At 74.2% G+C, this 22,295-nt stretch carries 22 protein-coding genes; 19 read left to right on the top strand and 3 right to left on the bottom strand.

Features of this window, described 5'->3' with window-relative positions:
• The first annotated feature begins 53 nt into the window (after positions 1–53).
• The 9 genes from I598_RS04810 (at position 54) to I598_RS04770 (ending at position 8,611) form a co-directional block, all read left to right on the top strand.
• Complete coding sequence (locus I598_RS04810; protein WP_068201753.1) at positions 54–527, top strand: cell division protein SepF; 474 nt, start codon at positions 54–56, stop codon at positions 525–527.
• 90 nt (positions 528–617) lie between these two features.
• Entirely contained in the window at positions 618–914 is a 297-nt protein-coding gene (locus I598_RS04805) for a YggT family protein (RefSeq protein ID WP_068201751.1), read from the top strand.
• A gap of 212 nt (positions 915–1,126) precedes the next feature.
• The gene (locus I598_RS04800) at positions 1,127–1,753 is read left to right on the top strand and encodes a DivIVA domain-containing protein (protein ID WP_068201749.1); all 627 of its coding nucleotides are present in this window, start codon (positions 1,127–1,129) and stop codon (positions 1,751–1,753) included.
• Between the two features lie 123 nt (positions 1,754–1,876).
• Entirely contained in the window at positions 1,877–2,338 is a 462-nt protein-coding gene (locus I598_RS04795; RefSeq protein WP_068201747.1) for a TraR/DksA family transcriptional regulator, read from the top strand.
• 19 nt (positions 2,339–2,357) lie between these two features.
• Complete coding sequence (gene lspA / locus I598_RS04790) at positions 2,358–2,972, top strand: signal peptidase II (protein ID WP_068201745.1); 615 nt, start codon at positions 2,358–2,360, stop codon at positions 2,970–2,972.
• Positions 2,972–3,904: an RluA family pseudouridine synthase gene (locus I598_RS04785; RefSeq protein WP_068201743.1), complete on the top strand. Its 933-nt coding sequence runs from the start codon at positions 2,972–2,974 to the stop codon at positions 3,902–3,904. The genes lspA and I598_RS04785 overlap by 1 nt, the downstream gene beginning before the upstream one ends.
• Positions 3,905–4,034: 130 nt before the next feature.
• Positions 4,035–7,604 (top strand): DNA polymerase III subunit alpha, encoded by a 3,570-nt coding sequence (gene dnaE / locus I598_RS04780; RefSeq protein ID WP_068201742.1) that lies wholly within the window; start codon positions 4,035–4,037, stop codon positions 7,602–7,604.
• On the top strand, positions 7,592–8,137 hold the full coding sequence (locus I598_RS04775) for an NUDIX domain-containing protein (protein WP_335583275.1): 546 nt from the start codon (positions 7,592–7,594) through the stop codon (positions 8,135–8,137). The genes dnaE and I598_RS04775 overlap by 13 nt, the downstream gene beginning before the upstream one ends.
• A 69-nt stretch (positions 8,138–8,206) precedes the next feature.
• On the top strand, positions 8,207–8,611 hold the full coding sequence (locus I598_RS04770; RefSeq protein WP_068201740.1) for a pyridoxamine 5'-phosphate oxidase family protein: 405 nt from the start codon (positions 8,207–8,209) through the stop codon (positions 8,609–8,611).
• Positions 8,612–8,649: 38 nt separating this feature from the next.
• Here I598_RS04770 and I598_RS04765 read toward each other — a convergent pair whose 3' ends face one another.
• The gene (locus tag I598_RS04765) at positions 8,650–8,877 is read right to left on the bottom strand and encodes an RNA-binding S4 domain-containing protein (protein WP_068201738.1); all 228 of its coding nucleotides are present in this window, start codon (positions 8,875–8,877) and stop codon (positions 8,650–8,652) included.
• Positions 8,878–8,934: 57 nt separating this feature from the next.
• On the opposite strand from I598_RS04765, the gene hisD reads away from it, so the two are divergent.
• The 3 genes from hisD to I598_RS04750 all read left to right on the top strand — a co-directional run bounded on the left by hisD (position 8,935) and on the right by I598_RS04750 (position 14,147).
• The gene (gene hisD, locus I598_RS04760; protein WP_068201737.1) at positions 8,935–10,257 is read left to right on the top strand and encodes a histidinol dehydrogenase; all 1,323 of its coding nucleotides are present in this window, start codon (positions 8,935–8,937) and stop codon (positions 10,255–10,257) included.
• Positions 10,244–10,825 carry a GNAT family N-acetyltransferase gene (locus I598_RS04755; RefSeq protein ID WP_232314264.1) on the top strand — a complete coding sequence of 194 codons (582 nt, stop codon included), beginning with the start codon at positions 10,244–10,246 and terminating at the stop codon, positions 10,823–10,825. Before hisD ends, I598_RS04755 begins: the two co-directional genes overlap by 14 nt.
• A gap of 61 nt (positions 10,826–10,886) precedes the next feature.
• A complete protein-coding gene (locus I598_RS04750) occupies positions 10,887–14,147 on the top strand; it encodes a DEAD/DEAH box helicase (RefSeq protein ID WP_198155754.1) in 3,261 nt (1,086 codons plus the stop codon).
• A 10-nt stretch (positions 14,148–14,157) separates the two neighbouring features.
• Here the strand turns inward: I598_RS04750 and I598_RS04745 are convergent, their stop codons facing one another.
• The gene (locus I598_RS04745) at positions 14,158–16,383 is read right to left on the bottom strand and encodes a RecQ family ATP-dependent DNA helicase (protein WP_068204939.1); all 2,226 of its coding nucleotides are present in this window, start codon (positions 16,381–16,383) and stop codon (positions 14,158–14,160) included.
• A gap of 278 nt (positions 16,384–16,661) precedes the next feature.
• Positions 16,662–17,072: a hypothetical protein gene (locus tag I598_RS04740; protein WP_068204937.1), complete on the bottom strand. Its 411-nt coding sequence runs from the start codon at positions 17,070–17,072 to the stop codon at positions 16,662–16,664.
• A gap of 61 nt (positions 17,073–17,133) precedes the next feature.
• On the opposite strand from I598_RS04740, the gene I598_RS04735 reads away from it, so the two are divergent.
• From I598_RS04735 to I598_RS04705, 7 genes are all read left to right on the top strand, one after another.
• On the top strand, positions 17,134–17,592 hold the full coding sequence (locus tag I598_RS04735; protein WP_068201733.1) for a Rieske (2Fe-2S) protein: 459 nt from the start codon (positions 17,134–17,136) through the stop codon (positions 17,590–17,592).
• A 188-nt stretch (positions 17,593–17,780) separates the two neighbouring features.
• Positions 17,781–18,917 carry a histidinol-phosphate transaminase gene (locus tag I598_RS04730; RefSeq protein WP_068204936.1) on the top strand — a complete coding sequence of 379 codons (1,137 nt, stop codon included), beginning with the start codon at positions 17,781–17,783 and terminating at the stop codon, positions 18,915–18,917.
• Positions 18,917–19,519 (top strand): imidazoleglycerol-phosphate dehydratase HisB, encoded by a 603-nt coding sequence (gene hisB, locus I598_RS04725; RefSeq protein ID WP_068201731.1) that lies wholly within the window; start codon positions 18,917–18,919, stop codon positions 19,517–19,519. Before I598_RS04730 ends, hisB begins: the two co-directional genes overlap by 1 nt.
• Position 19,520: 1 nt before the next feature.
• Positions 19,521–20,048, top strand: a complete 528-nt coding sequence (locus tag I598_RS04720; protein ID WP_068201729.1) for a hypothetical protein — start codon at positions 19,521–19,523, stop codon at positions 20,046–20,048.
• Positions 20,048–20,791 carry an imidazole glycerol phosphate synthase subunit HisH gene (hisH, locus tag I598_RS04715; protein WP_083972883.1) on the top strand — a complete coding sequence of 248 codons (744 nt, stop codon included), beginning with the start codon at positions 20,048–20,050 and terminating at the stop codon, positions 20,789–20,791. Before I598_RS04720 ends, hisH begins: the two co-directional genes overlap by 1 nt.
• Before the next feature lie 35 nt (positions 20,792–20,826).
• A complete protein-coding gene (priA, locus tag I598_RS04710; RefSeq protein WP_068201727.1) occupies positions 20,827–21,558 on the top strand; it encodes a bifunctional 1-(5-phosphoribosyl)-5-((5-phosphoribosylamino)methylideneamino)imidazole-4-carboxamide isomerase/phosphoribosylanthranilate isomerase PriA in 732 nt (243 codons plus the stop codon).
• Positions 21,555–22,292 carry an SseB family protein gene (locus I598_RS04705; RefSeq protein ID WP_068201726.1) on the top strand — a complete coding sequence of 246 codons (738 nt, stop codon included), beginning with the start codon at positions 21,555–21,557 and terminating at the stop codon, positions 22,290–22,292. The genes priA and I598_RS04705 overlap by 4 nt, the downstream gene beginning before the upstream one ends.
• The last annotated feature ends 3 nt before the right edge of the window (positions 22,293–22,295 follow it).

Here is a 22,295-nt window from a genome sequence, read left to right as displayed (position 1 = left end):
CTTCGACGTCGCTACCGTCAAGTCACTGACGTACCGACGAACGGAGCAGGGCGATGGGCGGAGCGCTTCGCAAGACGATGCTGTACCTGGGGCTGGCCGACGACCAGCGCCCCGACGGGGAGTACCTCGAGGAGTACGACGAGGAGCTGGAGCCGGTGCGTGACGACGACTACCAGGCCGAGGTGACGCCGCTGCACCGCGACGGCGCCGCGGAGGCGTACGTCGGCGGCGACCTGCGCCGCATCACCACGATCCACCCCCGGTCGTACAACGACGCCCGCCTGATCGGCGAGGCGTTCCGCGGCGGCACGCCGGTGATCATGAACCTGTCGGACATGGACGACGCGGACGCCAAGCGGCTCGTCGACTTCTCCGCCGGGCTCATCTTCGGCCTGCACGGCGCCATCGAGCGGGTCACCAACAAGGTGTTCCTCCTCTCGCCCGAGCACGTCGAGATCACCGGGGAGGAGAACGTCCCCAAGGCGCGCCCCGAGGTGCGCACCGGCGCGTTCTACAACCAGAGTTGACCCGCTCGGGAGAGCTCCCGACGAACCTCACGACGCGCGGCCCGGGCACGCCCCCCGGGTCGCGCGTCGTGCGTCCGGTAGGTTGCCCTCGTGAGCGTCATCTTCAGCCTCGTCGCCCTGGTCCTGCTGCTCTTCCTGGTGTGCCTCGTGATCCGCCTGGTCTTCGACTGGGTGCAGGTCTTCGCGCGCGACTGGCGCCCCCGCGGCGTCGTGCTCCTGCTCGCCGAGGCCGTGTACACCGTGACCGACCCGCCGCTGCGGGCGCTGCGCAAGGTGATCCCGCCCCTGACCCTGGGCAGCATCCGCCTCGACCTGGCGTTCCTCGTGCTCTTCCTCGCGACGTCGATCCTGCTGCAGGTCGCGAACAGCCTGGCGTTCCGCTTCTGAGCCACTGACCTGCGTCGACGCCGCCGCGCGGCGACGGCCGACCGGTCCGGACCGTCCCCGAGGGGCGTCGTGACGTCCCGGTGGACCCGTGTGAAGACCCCGTGTGCGGGGCCGCGCCCGGAGGGCCGCCTTGGCGGGCGTCCGCTACGGTGGGCTTCCACGGACGCTCCGGGTCCGTGCACTGGACCGCGCAACGGCAACGAGGTGACACGATGGCACTGCTCACGGCAGAGGACATCCTCAACAAGAAGTTCTCGGCGACGAAGTTCCGCGAGGGCTACGACGTCGAGGAGGTCGACGACTTCCTCGACGAGGTCGTGCGCACCCTGACGTCGGTGCAGGAGGAGAACGACGACCTGCGCTCCAAGCTCGCCGCGGCGGAGCGCCGGGTGGCCGAGCTCAGCCGCAGCGACGCCGCGCAGCAGTCGGAGAAGGTGGAGGCGCCCGCGCCGGCCCCCGTGGTCGCGCCCGTCGCCGCCGACAAGGCGCACCCCGAGCCGGAGTCCGCCACGGGCATGCTCCAGCTCGCGCAGAAGCTGCACGACGACTACGTCCGCTCCGGTCAGGAGGAGGGCGACCGGCTCATCTCCGAGGCGAAGGCCGAGGGCACGCGGATCGTTCGCGAGGCGGAGGAGACGAGCCACCGCACCCTGTCCCAGCTCGAGCAGGAGCGCTCGCTGCTGGAGCGCAAGATCGACGAGCTGCGTCTCTTCGAGCGCGACTACCGCACCCGCCTGAAGAGCTTCCTGCAGAACCTCCTGGGCGACCTCGACGCACGTGGCTCGGCGCTGCCGCCGCAGCGTCAGAACGCCGCCGCGGGGCGTTCGCAGGACCTCTGAGCACACCCGGAGCGCTCCACCGCACGACCCGGCCCGCACGACCCGCGCCCTGGCGGCGCGTGCTGTTGTGCGGGCCGTGCCGTGCCCTTACGCTGCGGTGACCCCACGAACGAAGGGCTGCGAATGGCCAAGATCTCCACCACCCAGCGGTCGACGATCCGCGAGGAGTTCCCGAACCTCGCGCGGGACGTCAAGGACTTCCCGGTGCGCGACGGCGAGGAGCCGTGGACGCTGGCGGAGGTCACCGAGCTCGTGGTGCTCCTGCTGGACGACAAGGCTCGCTACACCGAGGAGCTCGCGGCCGCGGACGCGGAGCTGAGCGACCTGCTCCGCAACTCGGGCGACGGCGCCGGGGACGACCAGGCCGACTACGGTTCGAGCGCGCTGGAGCGGGAGCAGGAGCTCACGCTGGTCAACAACCTGCGCGACCTGCTCGCGCAGACGTCCCACGCGCTGGAGCGGATCCGCAAGGGCACCTACGCCACCTGCGAGATCACCGGCGCGCCCATCGGCAAGGCACGCCTGCAGGCGTTCCCCCGCGCCACCCTGTCGGTCGAGGCGAAGGCGCGCGAGGAGCGACGCTAGCGCCGTAGACTCGGGCCCGATGTCCACGACGCCCGCCGGGGCCGACCCGGTTCCCGAGATCCCTGACGAGCCCGTCCACGAGGCGACGTCCCCCGCTGCGGCCCCGGCCGTCGACGAGGCGGACGTCGCCCGTCGGCGTCGCCGCCTGACGACCTGGGCGTTCGCCCTGGCCGCCACGGTGCTGGTGGTCGACCAGCTGACGAAGTGGTGGGCGCTGTCGGCGCTCACCGTCGGCGAGCGGATCGACCTGCTCGGCGACCTGCTGGGCCTGACCCTCGTGTTCAACGACGGCGCGGCCCTGTCCATCGGTTCGGGCGGCTACACGTGGGCCCTGACGATCGTCGTCGTGGCCGTGGTGGTCGTCATCGTGCGGGCCATGCGCCGGATCGGTTCGCGGGGCTGGGCCGTCGCGCTGGGGCTGCTGCTCGGCGGTGCCCTCGGCAACCTGGTGGACCGGTTCTTCCGCGAGCCCGGCTTCGCCCGCGGCGAGGTGGTCGACATGATCGCCTACGCGAACTTCTTCGTCGGCAACGTCGCGGACGTCGCGATCGTCGTGGCGGCGGGGATGATCATCGTCCTGTCGTTCCGCGGGATCGGCCTGGACGGCACCCGGCAGGCCGAGGACGAGTCCTGATGGCCCTGCGCACCCTGCCCGTCCCCGACGGGCTGGCGGGCGAGCGGGTCGACGTGGCCCTCGCCCGGATGCTCGGCTTCTCGCGCACGCAGGCCGCGGAGCTCGCGGCGGCAGGTGCGGTGCGCGTCGACGGTCGGGAGGTCGGCAAGTCGGAGCGGCTGGTGGCCGACGCCTGGCTCGAGGTCGACGTGCCCGACGCCCCGGCCGCCGGCGTCGAGGTCGTGGCCGAGCCGGTCGAGGGCATGGGCATCGCCTACGAGGACGACGACGTGGTCGTGGTCGACAAGCCGGTCGGCGTGGCGGCGCACCCGTCGCCGGGCTGGACCGGCCCCACCGTCGTCGGGGCCCTGGTCGCCGCCGGCTACCGCATCTCGACGTCGGGCGCCGCCGAGCGGCAGGGGATCGTCCACCGGCTCGACGTCGGGACCTCCGGTCTCATGGTCGTCGCCAAGAGCGAGGTCGCGTACTCGAACCTCAAGCGGGCGTTCAAGGAGCGCACGGTCGACAAGGTCTACCACGCGCTCGCGCAGGGCCACCCGGAGCCCACGACGGGCACGATCGACGCGCCGATCGGCCGCCACCCGGGCCACGACTACCGGTTCGCGGTCGTGGCGGACGGCAAGCCGTCGGTGACGCACTACGAGGTCCTGGAGATGCTGCCCGCCGCCTCCCTGGTGGAGGTGCACCTGGAGACGGGCCGCACCCACCAGATCCGGGTGCACTTCTCGGCGCTGCGCCACCCTCTCGTGGGGGACCTCACGTACGGCGCCGACCCGGTGCTCGCCTCCCGGGTGGACCTGTCGCGGCAGTGGCTGCACGCCGTCCGCCTGGGGTTCGCGCACCCGGTCACCGGCCGCGACGTCGTGGTGACGTCGGAGTACCCCGACGACCTCTCCCACGCGCTGGCCGTCGTCCGGGACGCCTACCGCTGACCTCCGGGCGGGCCGTGGTGCGGTGCGCCCGAGGCCCGCGTCCGGGCGGGCAGGGGTGTCCCCGTCGGCGTGAACCTCACCACGGTGAGGCGTGGCCGAGGCGTCGGTGGCGGGACCTAGACTCGCTGGCATGCCGGACGCCGCAGCACCCACCGGACCGCAGGACGACTTCGTCCACCTCCACGTGCACACCGAGTACTCGATGCTCGACGGTGCGGCGCGCATGAACGAGCTGTTCACCGAGGTGGACCGGCTGGGTCAGCGGGCGATCGCCATCACCGACCACGGCTACCTGTTCGGGGCGTTCGACTTCTGGTCCACCGCCCAGAAGTTCGGCGTGAAGCCGATCATCGGCGTCGAGGCCTACGTCACGCCCGGCACGAGCCGCCACGACCGCACCAAGGTGCTGTGGGGCGAGCAGCACCAGCGCCGCGACGACGTCTCCGCCGGTGGCGCCTACACCCACATGACGATGTGGGCCAAGGACAACACGGGCATGCACAACCTGTTCCGCGCGGCGTCGCTCGCGTCGCTGGACGGGCAGATGGGCAAGTGGCCGCGCATGGACCGCGAGCTGCTGGAGACCTACTCCCCGGGCCTCATGGCCACGACGGGCTGCCCGTCGGGCGAGGTGCAGACGCGCCTGCGCCTGGGGCAGTGGGACGAGGCGGTCCGGGCGGCCACCGAGCTGCAGGACATCTTCGGCAAGGACGACTTCTACGTCGAGCTGATGGACCACGACATCGAGATCGAGCGCCGGGTCACCAAGGACCTGCTGCGGCTCGCCGAGCACATCGGTGCGCCGCTGCTCGCGACGAACGACCTGCACTACACCAAGCAGGAGGACTCCCACGCGCACGAGGTGCTGCTGGCGGTGAACTCCGGATCCACCCTCGACGAGCCGACGTACGACCAGGGCGGCAGCCGGTTCGCGTTCAGCGGGAACTCGTTCTACGTGCGCTCGGGCGCGGAGATGCGCCGCATCTTCGGCGAGCTGCCGGAGGCCTGCGACAACACGCTCCTCGTCGCCGAGAAGTCCGAGGTGTCCTTCGACACCGGCGCGAACTACATGCCGAACTTCCCCGTCCCCGCCGGTGAGGACGAGATCTCCTGGTTCGTCAAGGAGGTCGAGAAGGGCCTGCACGTGCGGTACCCGGCCGGCGTGCCGGACGACGTGCGCAAGCAGGCGAGCTACGAGACCGAGGTCATCATCCAGATGGGCTTCCCGGGGTACTTCCTCGTGGTCGCCGACTTCATCAACTGGGCCAAGGAGCAGGGCATCCGCGTGGGGCCGGGCCGTGGGTCCGCCGCCGGGTCGATGGTCTCCTACGTCATGGGCATCACCGAGCTCGACCCGCTGGAGCACGGGCTCATCTTCGAGCGGTTCCTCAACCCGGAGCGCGTGTCGATGCCCGACGTCGACGTCGACTTCGACGAGCGTCGGCGCGCCGAGGTCATCCGCTACGTCACCGAGAAGTACGGCGACGACCGCGTCGCGATGATCGTCACCTACGGCTCCATCAAGGCGAAGCAGGCCCTCAAGGACGCCTCGCGGGTCCTCGGCTTCCCGTTCGCGATGGGGGAGAAGCTCACCAAGGCGATGCCGCCGGCGGTGATGGGCAAGGACATCCCGCTGTCGGGGATCTTCGACCCGAAGCACCCGCGCTACGCGGAGGCGGCGGAGTTCCGCCAGGTGCACGACACCGACCCGGAGGCGCAGCGGGTCGTGGAGACGGCGCGCGGCATCGAGGGCCTCAAGCGCCAGTGGGGCGTGCACGCGGCGGGCGTCATCATGTCGAGCGCGCCGCTCATCGACGTCATCCCCATCATGCGCCGCCCGCAGGACGGCGCCGTCATCACGCAGTTCGACTACCCCACGTCCGAGGGCCTCGGCCTGATCAAGATGGACTTCCTGGGCCTGCGGAACCTGACGATCCTCGACGACGCGCTCGAGAACATCGTCATGAACGGCAAGGACCCGGTCGAGATCGAGACCGTGCCGCTCGACGACCCGGCGACGTACGGCCTGCTGGCCCGCGGCGAGACCCTGGGCGTGTTCCAGCTCGACGGCGGCCCCATGCGCTCCCTGCTGCGCCAGATGCGCCCGGACAAGTTCGACGACCTCTCCGCCGTCATCGCGCTGTACCGCCCGGGCCCGATGGGCATGAACTCGCACGTCAACTACGCCCTGCGCAAGAACGGGCTGCAGAAGATCGAGCCCATCCACCGCGAGCTGGCCGAGCCGCTCGCGGAGGTCCTCGACGAGACGTACGGCCTCATCGTCTACCAGGAGCAGGTGCAGCGCGCCGCGCAGATCCTCGCCGGGTACACGCTCGGCCAGGCCGACCTGCTGCGCCGCGCGATGGGCAAGAAGAAGCCCGAGGTGCTGGCCAAGGAGTTCGTGAACTTCGAGGCGGGCTGCAAGGAGCGCGGCTACTCCGACGCCGCGATCAAGGCCGTGTGGGACGTGCTCGTCCCGTTCGCCGGGTACGCCTTCAACAAGGCGCACTCCGCCGGCTACGGCCTGGTCGCGTACTGGACGGCGTACCTCAAGGCGCTGTTCCCCACCGAGTACATGGCAGGTCTGCTGCAGTCGGTGCGGGACGACAAGGACAAGATGGCGCTCTACCTGGGCGAGTGCCGTCGGATGAAGATCACGGTGCTGCCGCCGGACGTCAACGACTCCGCGGCGAAGTTCACGGCCGTCGGCCGGGACATCCGCTTCGGCCTGACGGCGATCCGCAACGTCGGCGCGAACGTCGTCGACGCGATCATCGCGGCCCGGGAGGAGAAGGGCGCCTTCACGTCGTTCACCGACTTCCTCGACAAGGTCCCGGCCGTCGTCTGCAACAAGCGGACCATCGAGTCGCTCATCAAGGCGGGCGCCTTCGACTCGCTCGGGCACCCGCGCCGCGCCCTGCTCGTGGTGCACGAGCAGGCCGTGGACGCCGTCATCTCGGTCAAGCGCAAGGAGGCCGAGGGGCAGTTCGACCTCTTCGCGGACTTCGGCGGCGCCGCGGACGACGCCGTGACGTTCTCCGTCGAGGTGCCGGACCTGCCGGACTGGGACAAGAAGCAGCGGCTCGCGTTCGAGCGGGAGATGCTCGGCCTCTACGTGTCCGACCATCCGCTGTCCGGCCTGGAGCACGTGCTCGCGCGCGCCGCGGACACCTCGATCGCCGCTCTCAACGCCGACGAGACCCGCGCCGACGGCTCCATGGTGACCGTCGCCGGTCTGCTCACCTCGGTGCAGCGCCGCATGAGCAAGAACGGCAACCCGTGGGCGGCCGTGACCATCGAGGACCTCGAGGGCGCCGTCGAGGTGATGTTCTTCGGCGAGACCTACCTCGCGTACTCGACCGTGCTGGCCGAGGACCAGGTCGTCACCCTCAAGGGTCGCGTGCGGCGCCGCGACGACCAGATGCAGCTCCAGGCGCAGGAGGTGACGTTGCCCGACACCTCCGCCGTCGCCGACGCGCCCGTGCTCGTCACCGTGCCGCACACGCGCTGCGTCGAGCCCGTCATGGTGCGGCTGCGCGAGGTGCTCGTCTCCCACCCCGGGCCCGCGGAGGTGCACGTGCACGTCGCCGAGCCCGGCAAGCGGACCGTGGTCCGCGCCGCCGACACGCTGCGGGTCGAGAAGAGCCCCGCGCTGTTCGGCGACCTCAAGGCGCTCCTCGGCCCGGCGTGCCTGTCGTGACCCGCGCCGAGGATGCCGCCGCGGCCGGGGCGCCGGCGACCGGAGGGCCGGGCCGGGCGTCCTGGGACGACGGCAGCGCCGCCGACCAGTTCCGCGTGATCCCCGCCGCCTACCTGTTCCTGCGGCGCGAGGGGCAGGTGCTGCTCCAGCTCCGCGCCCCCGACGTGTACATGGGCGGGCACTGGGCCGCTGGCGCCGCCGGGCACGTGGAGGCGGGGGAGTCGGCGCTCGCGGCCGTGGTGCGCGAGGCGCGCGAGGAGCTCGGCGTCGTCGTCGACCCCGCCGACGTCGTGCCGCTGACCGTGCAGCACCGCGGGATCCCGCACGGCCCGGCCCTGGAGCAGCGCGTCGACTTCTTCTTCGCCGCCACCCGCTGGACCGGCACCCCCGCGCTCCAGGAGGCCGACAAGGCGGACGACCTGCGCTGGTTCCCGCTGGTGCGGCTGCCCGCCCCCGTCGTCCCGCACGAGGCGGTCGTCCTGCGCGACCTGCACGACGGCGTCGTGACGCCGTACCGGTCCTTCGGGTTCTGACACCACCGGCCCCACGCAAGCTCTCGACGGGCCGGTCGGTCCGCGCCGCCGCGTAGGCTCGCCCTCGTGATGCGCCTCAACCCCGAGCAGCTCGTGTTCGTCACCGAGCGGCACCTGGCCACCCTGACCACCCACCGTGCCGACGGTACGGCGCACGTCGTGCCGGTGGCCTACACGTGGGACGCCGAGCAGGGGGTGCTGCGGATCACGACGCGCCGCACGTCGGTCAAGGCGGCGAACGCCCGGCGACGCGGCCCCGACGGCGAGCCGCCCCGGGTGGCGGTGTGCCAGGTCGACGGCGGCCGGTGGCTCACCCTCGAGGGGACGATCGAGGTCGTCGAGGACGCCGACGAGGTCGCCGACGCCGTGCGCCGGTACGCCAAGCGCTACCGGCCGCTCGAGCACGACCCGCGGCGCGTCGTGCTGCGGGTCACGGTCGACCGCACGATGTCGTCGGCGTACATGCGCTCCTGACAGGCACGGCGCCGACGGGCTCGGCGCGCCCCGACGGGTCAGGCCACGACCGCGGTCTCGTCGCCCTCGGGGGTCGCGACGGTCACGCGGGCGCCGCGCTGCAGCTGACGTCCGCGCCGCGTCTCGACCTCGCCGTCGACGCGCACGTCGCCGTCGGCCACGAGGTCCCGGGCGTGCGTGCCCGACTCGGCGAGGCCGGCGAGCTTGAGGAACTGGCCGAGCCGGATGACGTCGTCGCGGATCTCGACCTCGATCGGGGTGTCCATGCGTTCATTGTCCGGGACGCCGGACCCGGGGCGCGACCGCCGACCTAGACTGGACGGGTGATCCAGCGCATCGACCTTCGGGGTCAGTCCCTGTCCCGTGCCGACCTGCTCGGGGTGCTGCCGCGTCCGGAGCTGGGCGTCGAGGAGGCGACGGGCGTCGTCGCCCCGATCCTCGCCGACGTCCGTGCCCGCGGCGCCGCCGCCCTGCGCGACCTGGCCGAGCGGTTCGACGGCGTGCGCCCGGAGCACGTGCGGGTCCCGGCGGCCGCGCTCACCGACGCGCTGGCGACCCTCGACCCGACGGTCCGGGCGGGTCTGGAGGAGGCGATCGCGCGCGTGCGGACGGTGCACGCCGCGCAGCGGCCCACGGAGCACACGACCGTGCTCGCGGACGGCGCGGAGGTCCGCCAGCGGTGGATCCCCGTGCAGCGGGTCGGCCTCTACGCGCCGGGCGGCCTGGCCGTGTACCCGTCGTCGGTGATCATGAACGTCGTCGCGGCCCAGGAGGCCGGCGTGCCGGCGCTCGCCGTCGCGTCCCCGCCGCAGCGGGACTCGGCCGGGCTGCCGCACCCGACGATCCTCGCGGCCTGCGCCCTGCTCGGTGTCGACGAGGTCTACGCGGTCGGTGGCGCCCAGGCGGTCGCGATGTTCGCGTACGGCGCGGCGGGCAGCGAGCCGGCCGACGGCGACGTGCTGTGCGAGCCGGTCGACGTCATCACCGGCCCGGGCAACGTCTACGTCGCGGCGGCCAAGCGCCTCGTGCGGGGCGTCGTCGGGATCGACGCGGAGGCCGGGCCGACGGAGATCGCGGTGCTCGCCGACGACACGGCGGACGCCGACCACGTGGCCCTCGACCTCATCAGCCAGGCCGAGCACGACCCGCTGGCCGGGTCCGTGCTGGTGACCCCGTCGGTCGAGCTGGCCGGGTCCGTCGAGGCGCGCCTGGTCGACATGGCGTCCGCCACGAAGCACGCGGCGCGCGTCACCACGGCGCTCGGCGGGTCGCAGTCCGCGGTCGTGCTCGTCGACGACCTCGACCAGGGCCTCGCGGTCGTGGACGCCTACGGCGCCGAGCACCTGGAGATCCAGACGGCCGACGCGGCGGCGCTCGCCGAACGCGTGACGTCGGCCGGGGCGATCTTCGTCGGGCCGTACTCGCCGGTGTCGTTGGGGGACTACATGGCCGGGTCGAACCACGTCCTGCCCACCGGCGGCACGGCTCGTTTCGCGAGCGGCCTCGGGGTGCACGCCTTCCTCAGGTCGGTGCAGGTGATCGAGTACAGCCGGGACGCGCTCGCCGAGCTGGCCGACCGCATCGTCGCCGTCGCGGACGACGAGGACCTGCCCGCGCACGGCGAGGCGGTCCGTGGCCGCTTCTGACGTGCGGCTCCCGCTCGACGCGGGTCGGTGCGTGCTGCGCACCGGCCTGCCCGCGGACGGGCCCGTGCTGCGTGAGTGGTTGCGGCCGCACCACGACTGGCACCGCTGGGACGGGCCCTACTTCCCGCGCCCCACGGACGTCGAGGCGGAGGCGTTCGCGGCACGGGTCGCCACGCAGGCGGCGGACGACGGCCAGGGGCTGCCGCCGCACCGGGCGGTCGTCGCCGACCCGGTGACCGACCTCCTGCTGGGCACCGTGAGCTGGTACTGGGAGTCCGAGGCGACGCAGTGGGCCCGGGCGGGGATCGTGCTGTACGACCCGGCGGTGCGCGGACGGGGGATCGGGCGGGCCGCGCTGGCGGCCTGGACGGACCTGCTGTTCGCCCGGACGGACTGGGTGCGCCTCGACCTGGCGACCTGGTCGGGGAACCACGCGATGACGGCGGTGGCCGGCGCGCTGGGGTTCGTCGAGGAGGCGAGGTTCCGGCGGGCGCGCGTCGTCGACGGCGTGCGCCACGACGCGGTCGTCCACGGCGTCCTGCGCGAGGAGTGGCTCCGCGCAGAATAGTGTGCCAAGCGATCGTCGGGCACCCGACGTCGCGTCGGTGGTCCGTGGGAGCATGGACCCCATGCCCGCCCCGCCCCGCCTCGACCCGCTGGTGGTCGGCGGCATCGTCGGCGCGACGACGTTCCGCCGGGCGCAGGGCTACCAGCGTGCCGGACTGGTGCGGTCGTGGCGCTGGGACGCCGACGAGCTCGTGCTGCGGGGGACCGTCGAGGGCAGCACGGACCGGCCGTACACCTGCCGCGTCTGGTTCACCGTCGACGGCGGCCGGTACGCCTTCGAGGACTCCGCCTGCACGTGCCCGGTGGGGATCGACTGCAAGCACGTCGGGGCCGTCCTGCTGGAGGTCGCCTCGCGCGGCGTGAGCGGCCCGGACGGCGACGACGGCGAGGACGGCTGGCGCGGTCACCTGGCGGCCCTGTCCCGTGCCGGCGTCCCGGGCGGCGCCGCCGAGGGCGGCGTGCTGCCGGTGGCGCTGCGGTTCCGGCTCGACGGCGCGTTCGGCGACACCGCCCCGGGCCTGTCCGTGCGGCCGGTCGCACCGGCCCGCGACGGATGGAAGGTCGCGCCCGAGGTGTCGTGGGACGCCCTCGCCCGCGGCCTGTACGCGTTCGCCGACACGCGGGCGACGCCGCTGCCCGAGGTGCGCCGCTGGTTCGCGGACCTCGGCGCCGTGCTCGGCGGGGGGCAGACCTCGTCCCGGGAGGCGTGGCGGCCCCTGGCGCGCGGCGGGCGGGCGGTGTGGCCGCTGCTCGCCGAGGCCGCCGACCTGGGCGTCCCGCTGGTGGGCCACGGCGTGCGCGACGAGGTCCGGCTCGCCCGGGCCGCGGCCGTCCGCTGGGAGGTCGGTGCCCACGACGCCGGCGTGCGTCTGACCCCGCGGGTCGGCTTCGACGGGCTCGACGCCGAGGCCGGCTCTCCGCTCGGGTGCGTGGGAGACACGGGGTTCTACGCCGTCGACGGTGGTGACGGCCGGACGGTCCTGCACCTCGGCCCGGCGGCCCGGCGGACCGCCGACGGCGTCGCCGAGCTGCTCGCCGCCGGTCCGCTCGACGTCCCCGCCGACGACGTCGGCGAGCTGTACGCCGAGCACCTGCCGGCCCTGCGTCGCCTGGCGCGGGTCGTGACGGACGGCAGCGTCGACCTGCCCGCGCCGCCCCGCCCGGTGCTGGTCGCCACCGCCCGGTACGCGTCGCCGCAGGAGGCCGAGCTCACCTGGGCGTGGGAGTACCCCCGCGCCGACGGGGTACGGGTGGTGCCGGTCGGCGGGGGAGCCCACGACCTGACCCGGGACGGCGACGTCGAGACGGAGATCCGCGACAAGGCCGTCGCGGCCGTCCGCGCCGTGCCGGGGTTCGCCGACTTCGACACCGACCGGCAGCAGTGGCGCGGGCTCGACGCCCTCGACCTCGCCCACGACGCGCTGCCCGCCCTCGCCGCCGTCCCGGACGTCCGCCTGGAGACGAGCGACGTCCCGGACTACCTGCACCTCGACGGCGAGCCGCGCGTCGTCGTCGACGGTGCGCCGTCCGGCGGGTCCGACTGGCTGGACCTGGGGATCTCGGTGACCGTCGCGGGCAAGGACATCCCCTTCGCGCGGCTGTTCACCGCGCTGGCGACGGGGAAGAAGCGGCTGCTGCTGGTCGACGGGTCCTGGCTGCGCCTCGACCAGCCGGTGCTGAACCGCCTGCGGGACCTCATCGCCGACTCCGCCGACCTGGCCGACCGCCCGGGCGAGCTGCGCATGAGCCGCTACGACGCCGACCTGTGGCGGGCCGTCGAGGACGTCGCGGACGCCGTCGACGTCGACGACCGCTGGCGGCGCACGCTGGCCGGCCTGCAGGCGTTCGCCGCGGGCACCGAGGAGGCGGTCCCGACGCCGCTGCCCGCCGGCCTGCACGCCGACCTGCGCCCCTACCAGCGGCAGGCGTTCGAGTGGCTGACGTTCCTGTGGCGGCACGACCTCGGCGGGATCCTCGCCGACGACATGGGCCTCGGCAAGACGCTCGAGGCGTTGACGTTCCTCGCGCACGCCCGCGCCGAGCAGCCCGACGCCCCGCCGTTCCTCGTGGTCGCCCCGGCGTCGGTCGTGGCGAACTGGGTGCTGGAGGCGGCCCGGTTCACGCCAGGGCTGAAGGTCGTCGCGGCGGGGACCACCTCCGCCAAGCGGAAGACCTCGCTCGCCGACCTCGCCGCCGGGGCCGACGTCGTCGTCACCTCCTACGCCGTGCACCGTCTCGACCCGGCGTACACCCAGCTGGCCTGGTCCGGCCTGCTGCTCGACGAGGCGCAGTTCGCGAAGAACCCCCGCACCCGCGCGAACCGGGTGGCCCGCGCCACGGACGCGCCGTTCAAGCTCGCCGTCACCGGCACGCCGCTGGAGAACGACCTCACCGAGCTTTGGGCGATCCTCGCCGTCGTCGCGCCCGGCCTGTACCCGTCGCTCGCGAGGTTCCGGCTCGAGACCGTGCGCCCCGTGGCCGCGGCGGCGTCCGACGACGACCCGGCCGTCGTCGCGGCGGGCAACCGTGCCCTCGGACGGCTCAAGCGACGCATCCGCCCCCTCATGCTCCGCCGCACCAAGGAGCAGGTCGCCCCGGAGCTGCCGGAGCGCACCGAGCAGGTGCTGCGGGTCCCGCTCACCGCGGACCACCGCAAGATCTACGACACGCACCTCCAGCGCGAGCGGCAGCGGCTGCTCGGGCTGCTGGAGGACTTCGAGGCCAACCGGGTCGCGATCTTCCGGTCCCTGACGACGCTGCGGCGCCTCGCGCTCGACGCGTCGCTCGTCGACGACGCCTACGCCCGGACCGGCTCGGCGAAGCTCGACCTGCTCACCGAGCAGCTCCCCGAGATCGCGGCCGAGGGGCACCGGGTGCTGGTGTTCAGCCAGTTCACGTCGTTCCTGCGGCGCGTCGCCGATCGTCTCGACGCCGCCGGGCTCGGGTACGCCTACCTCGACGGGTCGACGCGGAACCGCGCCGACGTCATCGCCGGGTTCAAGGCGGGTGACGCCCCGGTGTTCCTCATCAGCCTCAAGGCGGGCGGGTTCGGGCTCAACCTCACCGAGGCCGACTACGTCTACCTGCTCGACCCGTGGTGGAACCCGCAGGCCGAGGCCCAGGCCGTCGACCGCACCCACCGCATCGGCCAGACCCGCCACGTCGTGGTCACCCGTCTGGTCGCGGCGGACACCATCGAGGAGAAGGTCATGGCGCTCGCCGCGCGCAAGGCCGCGCTGTTCGACGCGGTGGTCGACGACGACGCCGGGACCTTCGCGGGTGCGCTCGCCGCCGAGGACGTCCGGGGACTCCTCGACGGCTGAGCTTCCCGCCTCAGCGCACGCCGAGCACGAACGGGTGCACGCCGGCCGCACCGGCCTGGCGCAGCAGCCGTGCGGCCACCGTCAGGGTCCAGCCGGACTCGGTCCAGTCGTCGACGAGGAGCACCCGGCGGCCGGGCAGGCCGGCGAGCGCGCCCTCGCCGAGCTCGAGGCGCAGACGCCGGGCGACCCCGGCGAGCCGCTGGGCGGAGTTGACGTCGTGCCGGCCCGGCTCCTCGGAGCCGGGGACCGGACCGACGGCCCCGATGAGCGGGACGCCCAGGTAGGAGGCCAGCCCGTTCGCCAGGTGGTAGGTGAGCTGGGGCCGGGTCACCGACCGCACGGCGACGACCCCCTCGACGAGGAGCGGCGCCTCGCCGTCCTCGGGGGCCTCGCCGCGGATCGCCGACCAGTCGTCCAGCACGCGGGCCGCGGCGGTGCGCAGCGCGGCCGGCGTCTCCCCGTCCGGGGTCCGCGGGGCGAAGAGCTCGCGCACCGGCCCCGACCAGCCGAGGCCGTCGAAGCGCGCGACGGCCCGGCCGACCTCGGCCCGCTCGCCGTCGGGGATCTTGCCCTTGAGGTCGAGGCCGAGCGTCGCGAGACCGGAGGGCCACATCTTGCGGGGCTCCACCTCGACACCGGGGCGGTCCATCTCCTCGCGGGCGCTGGCCACGGTCTCGGCGTCCGGGGGCGGCGGGAGGGTCACGCCGCCGCAGCGGTCGCAGCGCCCGCACGTCCACCCGTCCGGCAGCGCCGGGTCGTCGAGCTGGGCGCGCAGGAACCGCATGCGGCAGCCGTCGGTCGCGACGTAGTCGCGCATGGCCTGCTGCTCGGCGTGCCGGGTCTCCTCGACGCGACCGTAGCGGGCGGCGTCGTAGACCCACGGCTCGCCCGTGGCGACCCACCCGCCCTGGACGCGGCGCACGGCACCGTCGACGTCCAGCACCTTGAGCATCGTCTCCAACCGGGACCGCTTGAGGTCGACGTACGTCTCCAGCGTGGCGGTCGACATGGTCTCGCCGGTCTGCGTCAGCGCTGCGAGGGTGGCGCGCACCTGGTCCTCGGCGGGGAACGCCTGCGACCCGAACCACTCCCAGATCGCGGTGTCCTCGTGCCCGGGCAGCAGCACCACGACGGCGTCGTCCACGCCGCGACCGGCGCGACCCACCTGCTGGTAGTAGGCGATGGGCGACGACGGCGCGCCGAGGTGCACGACGAACGCCAGGTCCGGCTTGTCGAACCCCATCCCGAGGGCCGACGTCGCGACCAGCGCCTTGACGCGGTTCTCCTTGAGGTCCTCCTCCAGCTGCTCGCGCTGCGTCGGGTCGGTGCGGCCGGTGTACGAGGCGACGGCGAGGCCGGCGGTCCGCAGCTGCGCGGCGACCTCCTCCGCGGCCGACACGGTGAGGCAGTAGACGATGCCGGACCCGTCGATCTCCTGCAGCGCCTCCACGAGCCACGCCACGCGGGTCGGCTGGTCGCGCAGCTCGAGGACGGCCAGGTGCAGCGACTCCCGGTCGAGGGCGCCGCGGAGCACGAGCACGTCGTCGTTCGTGGCCAGGGCGACGGCCTCGCCCCCCACACCCTCGCCGGGCACCGCGAGCTGCTCGGCGACGTCCCGGGTGACGCGCTCGTTCGCGGTGGCCGTGGTGGCCAGCACCGGGATGCCGGGCGGCAGGTCGGCCAGGAGGGTGCGGATGCGCCGGTAGTCGGGGCGGAAGTCGTGGCCCCAGTCGGAGATGCAGTGCGCCTCGTCGACGACGACGAGTCCCGCGTCGGCGGCGAGCCGCGGCAGCACCTCGTCGCGGAACGCCGGGTTGTTCAGCCGCTCGGGGGAGCAGAGCAGCACGTCCACCTCGCCCGCCGCGATCCGGGCGTGGATCGCGTCCCACTCGGTGACGTTGGCGGAGTTGATCGTGACGGCGCGGATCCCGGCGCGCGAGGCGGCGGCGATCTGGTCGCGCATGAGCGCCAGCAGCGGCGAGACGATGACCGTCGGACCCGCACCGCGGGCCCGCAGCAGGCTGGTCGCGACGAAGTACACCGCCGACTTGCCCCAGCCGGTGCGCTGCACGACGAGCGCACGGCGGTGGAACGCGACCAGCGCCTCGATCGCCCGCCACTGGTCGTCGCGCAGCTCGACGTCGTCGCGGCCGACCAGGCCGCGCAGGGCGACGGTGGCCTGCTCGCGCAGGGTCCCGCCCTCGCCGCCGGCGGTGTCCATGAGGCCGCGCAGCATCGCGAGCTTCGCCCGGCGCGTCGCGTCGGCGCGGTCGTCTCGGGGCGCCGCCTGCTGCGCACCCGACGGCGAGCCGGCCGCCGGACGCGCCGGTGCGACCGGGGCGTCCTCGACGACCGGGCCGGGCACGTCCTCCGGCGGCGGCGGGGGGACGTCGTCGTCCGGCGGGACGTCCGCGTCGGTCCAGGTGGGCTCGAGGTCCGCGTACGGGTCGTCGGAAGAGGTCACCGGGCGATCGTAGGCGCTGCCGGGGACACGGCGCAGGCGCTCTCCACAGGTCAGCGCGCCTGCTCGCGGAGCAGCGCCACCGTCGCCCCCACGACGGCCGCGACCTCGGCGACCGCGGCGATCAGCTCGTTCGTCCCGAAGAAGGTCGCGGAGATGCCGAGCAGCCCGAAGGCGGCGGACCCGACGAACGCCAGGAGGGTCGCGACCCCGAACCCGATCGCCCCGACGAGCGGCAGCCAGTGCGGCCACGTCACCAGCAGCACGGACAGCACGAGGCCGCCCACCGCGTTGAGCAGGAACAGCGGGCCCACCAGCGCGATGTCGCGGTAGCCGTCGAACCACAGGACGAGGTGCACGATCGCCGAGACGAGCACGCCCGCCGCCGACACCGCCCGCCAGACCCGCGCCGGGCGCGGCGCGCCCGCGCCGGTCGCTGGCCGCCTCGGGGCATCTGCATCCATGATGGACATGCTGCCACCGCAGCGTGCCGTCCGTCGTCCGCAGCCCCGCCGAGGAGCCCCCATGACCGACACCGCCGCCACCGTCCTGACCACCTCCTGCTGCTCCCGCCGCGACCTGCTGCGAGGGGTCACCGCGACCACCGGCGCGGTCGTGGTGGGCGGTGCCCTCGTGGCGTGCTCCGAGGGCACCGATCCCGGGGCGTCGGTCGACGAGGCGTCGGGCGCGGCGGGCCAGGTCGTCGTGGCGCTGGCCGACGTGCCCGTCGGCGGCGCGGTGTCCGGCCAGGTCGGCGGCGTGGAGGTGCTGGTCACCCAGCCCGTCGAGGGGGAGGTGCACGTGTTCAGCGCGGTGTGCACCCACCAGGGGTGCACGGTGCTCCCGGGCGACGGCGTCCTGGAGTGCCCGTGCCACCGGTCGACCTTCGCCCTGACCGACGCGGCCGTCCAGTCCGGCCCCGCTCCCGAACCGCTCGGCGAGGTGCCCGTCGAGGTCGTCGACGGGGACGTCGTCGTCGCCTGAGCCCCGTGCCGTCGGGCCGGCTCCCTCACCCCGTCGTCGCGGGCGTGCCGGACCGTGAGGCTGCTCACCCTGCGGGGCCCGGCAGGTGGCCGGGCGTGGCCTGCGCCCGCGGTTCGCACCCGCGCGCGGTGCCCGGCCTGCGGACGACCGACGACGACGGCCCACGGGGTTCGTAGACTGGGCGGGTGATCACCCCCGACGCTCCGGCGCTGCCGCTGCGCCCCGAGCTCGCCGACGAGGTGCCCTACGGCGCCCCGCAGCTCGACGTGCCCGTGCGGCTCAACGTCAACGAGAACCCGTACGCCCCCTCCGACGCCGTCGTCGCCACGATCTCCCGGTACGTCGCGGACGCCGCGCGCGAGCTCAACCGCTACCCCGACCGTGACTTCTCGGCCCTGCGCGCCGACCTCGCCGACTACCTGGCCGTCGAGTCCGGGGTCCGCCTCGACCCGGCGCAGGTGTGGGCGGCCAACGGCTCCAACGAGGTCATGCTGCACCTGCTGCAGGCGTTCGGCGGGCCGGGGCGCACCGCGCTGTCCTTCGCCCCGACCTACTCCATGTACCCGGAGTACGCGCGCGACACGCACACCCGCTGGGTCACCGGCCGCCGCGCCGAGGACTTCACCCTGGACCCCGCGCACGCCGTCGCCACCATCGAGGCCGAGCGGCCGTCGGTGATCCTGCTCGCCAGCCCCAACAACCCCACCGGCACGGCGCTGCCGCCGAGCACCGTCGAGGCCGTCCTGGAGGCCGCGGCACGGATCCCGGCCGTGGTCGTCGTCGACGAGGCGTACGCCGAGTTCCGGCGCGAGGGCGTGCCCTCCGCGCTCGAGCTGCTCGACGCGCACCCCCACCTGGCCGTCACCCGCACCATGTCCAAGGCGTTCGCCGCCGCCGGGCTGCGGCTCGGCTACCTCGCCGCGTCCGCCGCGCTCGTCGACGCGCTGCGCGTCGTACGCCTCCCCTACCACCTGTCCGCCGTCACGCAGGCGGCCGCCCGCGCCGCGCTCGCGCACCGCGACGAGCTGCTCGGCCAGGTCGCCGACCTGCGCGCCGAGCGCGACGACCTGGTGACGTGGCTGCGCGACCAGCAGGTCGGCGGACGCCCGCTCCAGGTCGCCGACACCGACGCCAACTTCGTGCTGTTCGGCACCTTCGCCGACCGGCACGCCGTCTGGCAGGGCCTGCTGGACCGTGGCGTCCTCATCCGCGAGACCGGCCCCGACGGCTGGTTGCGGGTCTCGGTCGGAACACCCGCCGAGACCCGGTCGTTCCAGGACGCGTTGACCGACGTCGTCGCCGAGACCGCCCAGAAGGAGCAGTGATGGCAGGCCGTACCGCACGCATCGAGCGCGCCACGAGCGAGTCCACCGTCGTCGTCGAGCTGGACCTCGACGGCACCGGCCGCACCGACATCTCGACCTCGGTGCCGTTCTACGACCACATGCTCACCGCCCTGGGCAAGCACTCGCTCATCGACCTCACGGTCCGGGCCACCGGCGACACCCACATCGACGCCCACCACACCGTCGAGGACACCGCGATCGTCCTCGGTCAGGCCCTCAAGCAGGCGCTCGGCGACAAGCAGGGCATCTCCCGGTTCGGCGACGCCCTCGTGCCGCTCGACGAGGCGCTCGCCCAGGCCGTCGTCGACGTCTCCGGCCGGCCCTACCTCGTCCACACCGGCGAGCCCGCAGGGCAGGAGTACCACCTGATCGGCGGCCACTTCACGGGCTCGCTGACCCGGCACGTGCTCGAGTCGATCGCCCACCACGCCGACATCTGCCTCCACGTGCGCGTGCTCGCGGGCCGCGACCCGCACCACGTCGTGGAGGCCCAGTTCAAGGCTCTCGCCCGCGCGCTGCGAGCCGCCGTCGCCCTCGACCCCCGCGTCGAGGGCATCCCGTCCACCAAGGGAGCGCTGTAGGGTGACCGACCCCGCGAACGACCAGCCGGACCTGCCCGAGGCGCCCGCCGACCTCCAGGTCCCGGACGACCTCTCGGCACTCACCGGGTCCGCCGAGCCGGACCTCGCCGCCCTCATCACGCAGGTCGCGGACGCCGAGGCGCTCGCGGCCGCCTGCGCGCTGGCGGAGATCGACGTGGACGCCGTCCCGACGCCCGTGGGCGCCCTCGCCGTCCTGCGCGACCGCTCGGAGGGTCTGCCCCAGCGGGCCGCCGCGCAGATCTCCCAGGTGGTCAAGGGTGTCCCGCTCATCCTCGTCACCCGCCGGGGCGAGCAGCTCAGCTGCCACCGCTGGGCGGACGGTGTCGACGAGGGCGAGCTCCCGCCGGGCCTCGTGCTCGGTGGCGCGCCCGAGGCGCTGGAGGACCTCGTCACGGGTCACCTGACCGTCGCGGACCTCCCCGGGGTCGTGCCGTCGGCCGGCATCGGACGGCTCAAGGCGGTGCGGATGCTCTCCGCCGTCTCGCGGCGCGCGCGGAAGAAGAAGTGATGAGCACCGACGTCCCCGAGCTGCTGCCGTCGGGCGGCGCGGCCGCGGACCTCAACCCGCGGCCCGTGCCGCTGCCGCGCGTCGACGGTCGCCCCCGCGTCGTCGTCCTCGACTACGGGTTCGGCAACGTGCGCTCCGCCGTGCGGGCGCTGGAGCGCGTCGGCGCGGACGTCGAGCTGACGGCCGACCGGGACGCCGCGGCCGAGGCGCACGGGCTCGTCGTGCCCGGCGTCGGCGCGTTCGCCGCGTGCATGGAGGGGCTGCGTGCGGTGCGCGGCGACCAGGTCGTCGACCGCCGCCTCGCCGGCGGCCGCCCGGTGCTGGGCATCTGCGTCGGCATGCAGGTCATGTTCGACGCGGGCGTCGAGCACGGCGTGCGCGCCGAGGGCCTGGGGGAGTGGCGCGGCGTCGTCGAGCACCTCGACGCCCCGGTCGTCCCCCACATGGGCTGGTCGGGCGTCGACGCCGCCTCGGGCTCCACCCTGTTCCGCGGCGTCGAGGACGAGCGGTTCTACTTCGTGCACTCCTACGGCGCGCAGACCTTCGCCCAGGGCCACGACGAGGCCGCCGACCCCCGCTACACGCCGCCGCGCGTCACGTGGGCGGAGCACGGGCCCGACGGCGGCGCCGTCCGGTTCGTGGCCGCCGTCGAGGACGGCCCGCTGTCCGCCACGCAGTTCCACCCCGAGAAGTCCGGCGACGCCGGCGCCACCCTGCTCGAGAACTGGGTGCGCTCCCTGTGAGCGCCCCCGCCGACACCGACTGGAGTACCCCGCTGATGACCGAACGCCTCGTGCTGCTGCCCGCCGTCGACGTCGCCGACGGGCAGGCCGTGCGCCTCGTCCAGGGCGAGGCCGGCTCGGAGACCTCGTACGGCGACCCCCTGTCGGCGGCGCTGGACTGGCAGTCCGGCGGTGCGGAGTGGATCCACCTCGTGGACCTCGACGCCGCGTTCGGCCGCGGCTCCAACGCCGAGCTGCTCGCGCGCGTCGTGGCGGACCTCGACGTCCAGGTCGAGCTGTCCGGGGGCATCCGGGACGACGCCTCGCTCGAGCGGGCGCTCGCCACCGGCGCGCGCCGGGTCAACATCGGGACCGCCGCGCTGGAGGACCCGGAGTGGACCGCCCGGATCATCGCCGAGCACGGCGACGCCGTCGCCGTCGGTCTGGACGTGCGCGGCACGACGCTCGCCGCCCGCGGCTGGACGAAGGAGGGCGGCGATCTCTGGGAGGTGCTGGCCCGCCTCGACGAGGCCGGGTGCGCCCGCTACGTCGTCACCGACGTGACGAAGGACGGCACGCTGCGCGGCCCGAACGTCGAGCTCCTGCGCGAGGTCGCCGCCCGCACGCCCGCGAAGGTCGTCGCGTCCGGCGGCATCTCGTCGCTCGCCGACCTGGAGGTGCTGCGCACCCTGGTCGCCGACGGCGTCGAGGGTGCCGTCGTGGGCAAGGCGCTCTACGCGGGCGCGTTCACGCTGCCGGAGGCGCTCGACGTGGCGGGCCGGCCGTGAGGTCGATCCAGCCCACCAGCCAGTTCGCCGGCGACGACGGCTCGGCGGACGCCGAGCTCGTCCGGCTCCTCGACGGGTTCCGTACCGGGACGACGCCGCTGCGGGACGTCGTCGCGCGGCTCGCCGCGACGCGGGTGCTCGTGCCCGTGCTCGCCGAGGTCGAGCAGACCGCGACGGTCGAGCACGCCGGGTCCGCCCTGGAGGTCGACAAGGAGGCGTCCGCGGGCGTCGTGGCGCTCGAGGCGCCCGACGGACGCCGGGCCCTGCCGGTCTTCAGCTCCGTGGCCGCGATGCAGGCGTGGCGTCGCGATGCCCGGCCGGTGCCCGTCGAGGCGACCCGCGCCGCGCTGTCCGCCGTCGCGGAGAAGTGGGCGCTGCTCGTGCTCGACCCGGCCGGCCCCGTGACCGTGCTGGTCCCGCGGCCCGCCGTGTGGGCGCTCGCCCAGGGGCAGACCTGGCGGCCCGCGCTCGTGCCGACGGCCGACGGCCTGACCGTCGACGCCGACGTCGCCCGGGCGATCGCCGACGCCGCAGCGCCCGTGCAGCACGTGGTGCGCGCCCACGCCGAACCCGGCCGCACGGCCGAGGTCGCCGTCGTCCTCGCCCTCGACCCCGGTCTGGACCGGGCCGGGCTGGACACCGTGCTGGGTCAGGTCAACGCCCGGCTCGCCGCCGCGAAGGTCGTCGCCGACCGTGTCGACTCCCTGGAGCTGCGGATCGGGGCCGCCCGCTGAGCG

Origin of the sequence: Isoptericola dokdonensis DS-3 (assembly GCF_001636295.1) — a bacterium.
Taxonomy (GTDB): Bacteria; Actinomycetota; Actinomycetes; order Actinomycetales; family Cellulomonadaceae; genus Isoptericola; species Isoptericola dokdonensis.
Note: the sequence above shows the minus strand (reverse complement) of the source record. Positions and strands in the feature narration are given on the sequence as shown.

Coding starts and splice junctions, on each gene's coding strand:
- I598_RS04795 (WP_068201747.1), top strand. CDS start 1,877: ATGGCCAAGATCTCCACCACCCAGCGGTCGACGATCCGCGAGGAGTTC.
- dnaE (WP_068201742.1), top strand. CDS start 4,035: ATGCCGGACGCCGCAGCACCCACCGGACCGCAGGACGACTTCGTCCAC.
- I598_RS04745 (WP_068204939.1), bottom strand. CDS start 16,383: ATGCTGCGCGGCCTCATGGACACCGCCGGCGGCGAGGGCGGGACCCTG.
- priA (WP_068201727.1), top strand. CDS start 20,827: ATGACCGAACGCCTCGTGCTGCTGCCCGCCGTCGACGTCGCCGACGGG.
- I598_RS04785 (WP_068201743.1), top strand. CDS start 2,972: ATGGCCCTGCGCACCCTGCCCGTCCCCGACGGGCTGGCGGGCGAGCGG.
- lspA (WP_068201745.1), top strand. CDS start 2,358: ATGTCCACGACGCCCGCCGGGGCCGACCCGGTTCCCGAGATCCCTGAC.
- I598_RS04800 (WP_068201749.1), top strand. CDS start 1,127: ATGGCACTGCTCACGGCAGAGGACATCCTCAACAAGAAGTTCTCGGCG.
- I598_RS04765 (WP_068201738.1), bottom strand. CDS start 8,877: ATGGACACCCCGATCGAGGTCGAGATCCGCGACGACGTCATCCGGCTC.
- I598_RS04750 (WP_198155754.1), top strand. CDS start 10,887: ATGCCCGCCCCGCCCCGCCTCGACCCGCTGGTGGTCGGCGGCATCGTC.
- I598_RS04735 (WP_068201733.1), top strand. CDS start 17,134: ATGACCGACACCGCCGCCACCGTCCTGACCACCTCCTGCTGCTCCCGC.
- hisB (WP_068201731.1), top strand. CDS start 18,917: ATGGCAGGCCGTACCGCACGCATCGAGCGCGCCACGAGCGAGTCCACC.
- I598_RS04770 (WP_068201740.1), top strand. CDS start 8,207: ATGCGCCTCAACCCCGAGCAGCTCGTGTTCGTCACCGAGCGGCACCTG.
- I598_RS04740 (WP_068204937.1), bottom strand. CDS start 17,072: ATGGATGCAGATGCCCCGAGGCGGCCAGCGACCGGCGCGGGCGCGCCG.
- hisH (WP_083972883.1), top strand. CDS start 20,048: ATGAGCACCGACGTCCCCGAGCTGCTGCCGTCGGGCGGCGCGGCCGCG.
- I598_RS04810 (WP_068201753.1), top strand. CDS start 54: ATGGGCGGAGCGCTTCGCAAGACGATGCTGTACCTGGGGCTGGCCGAC.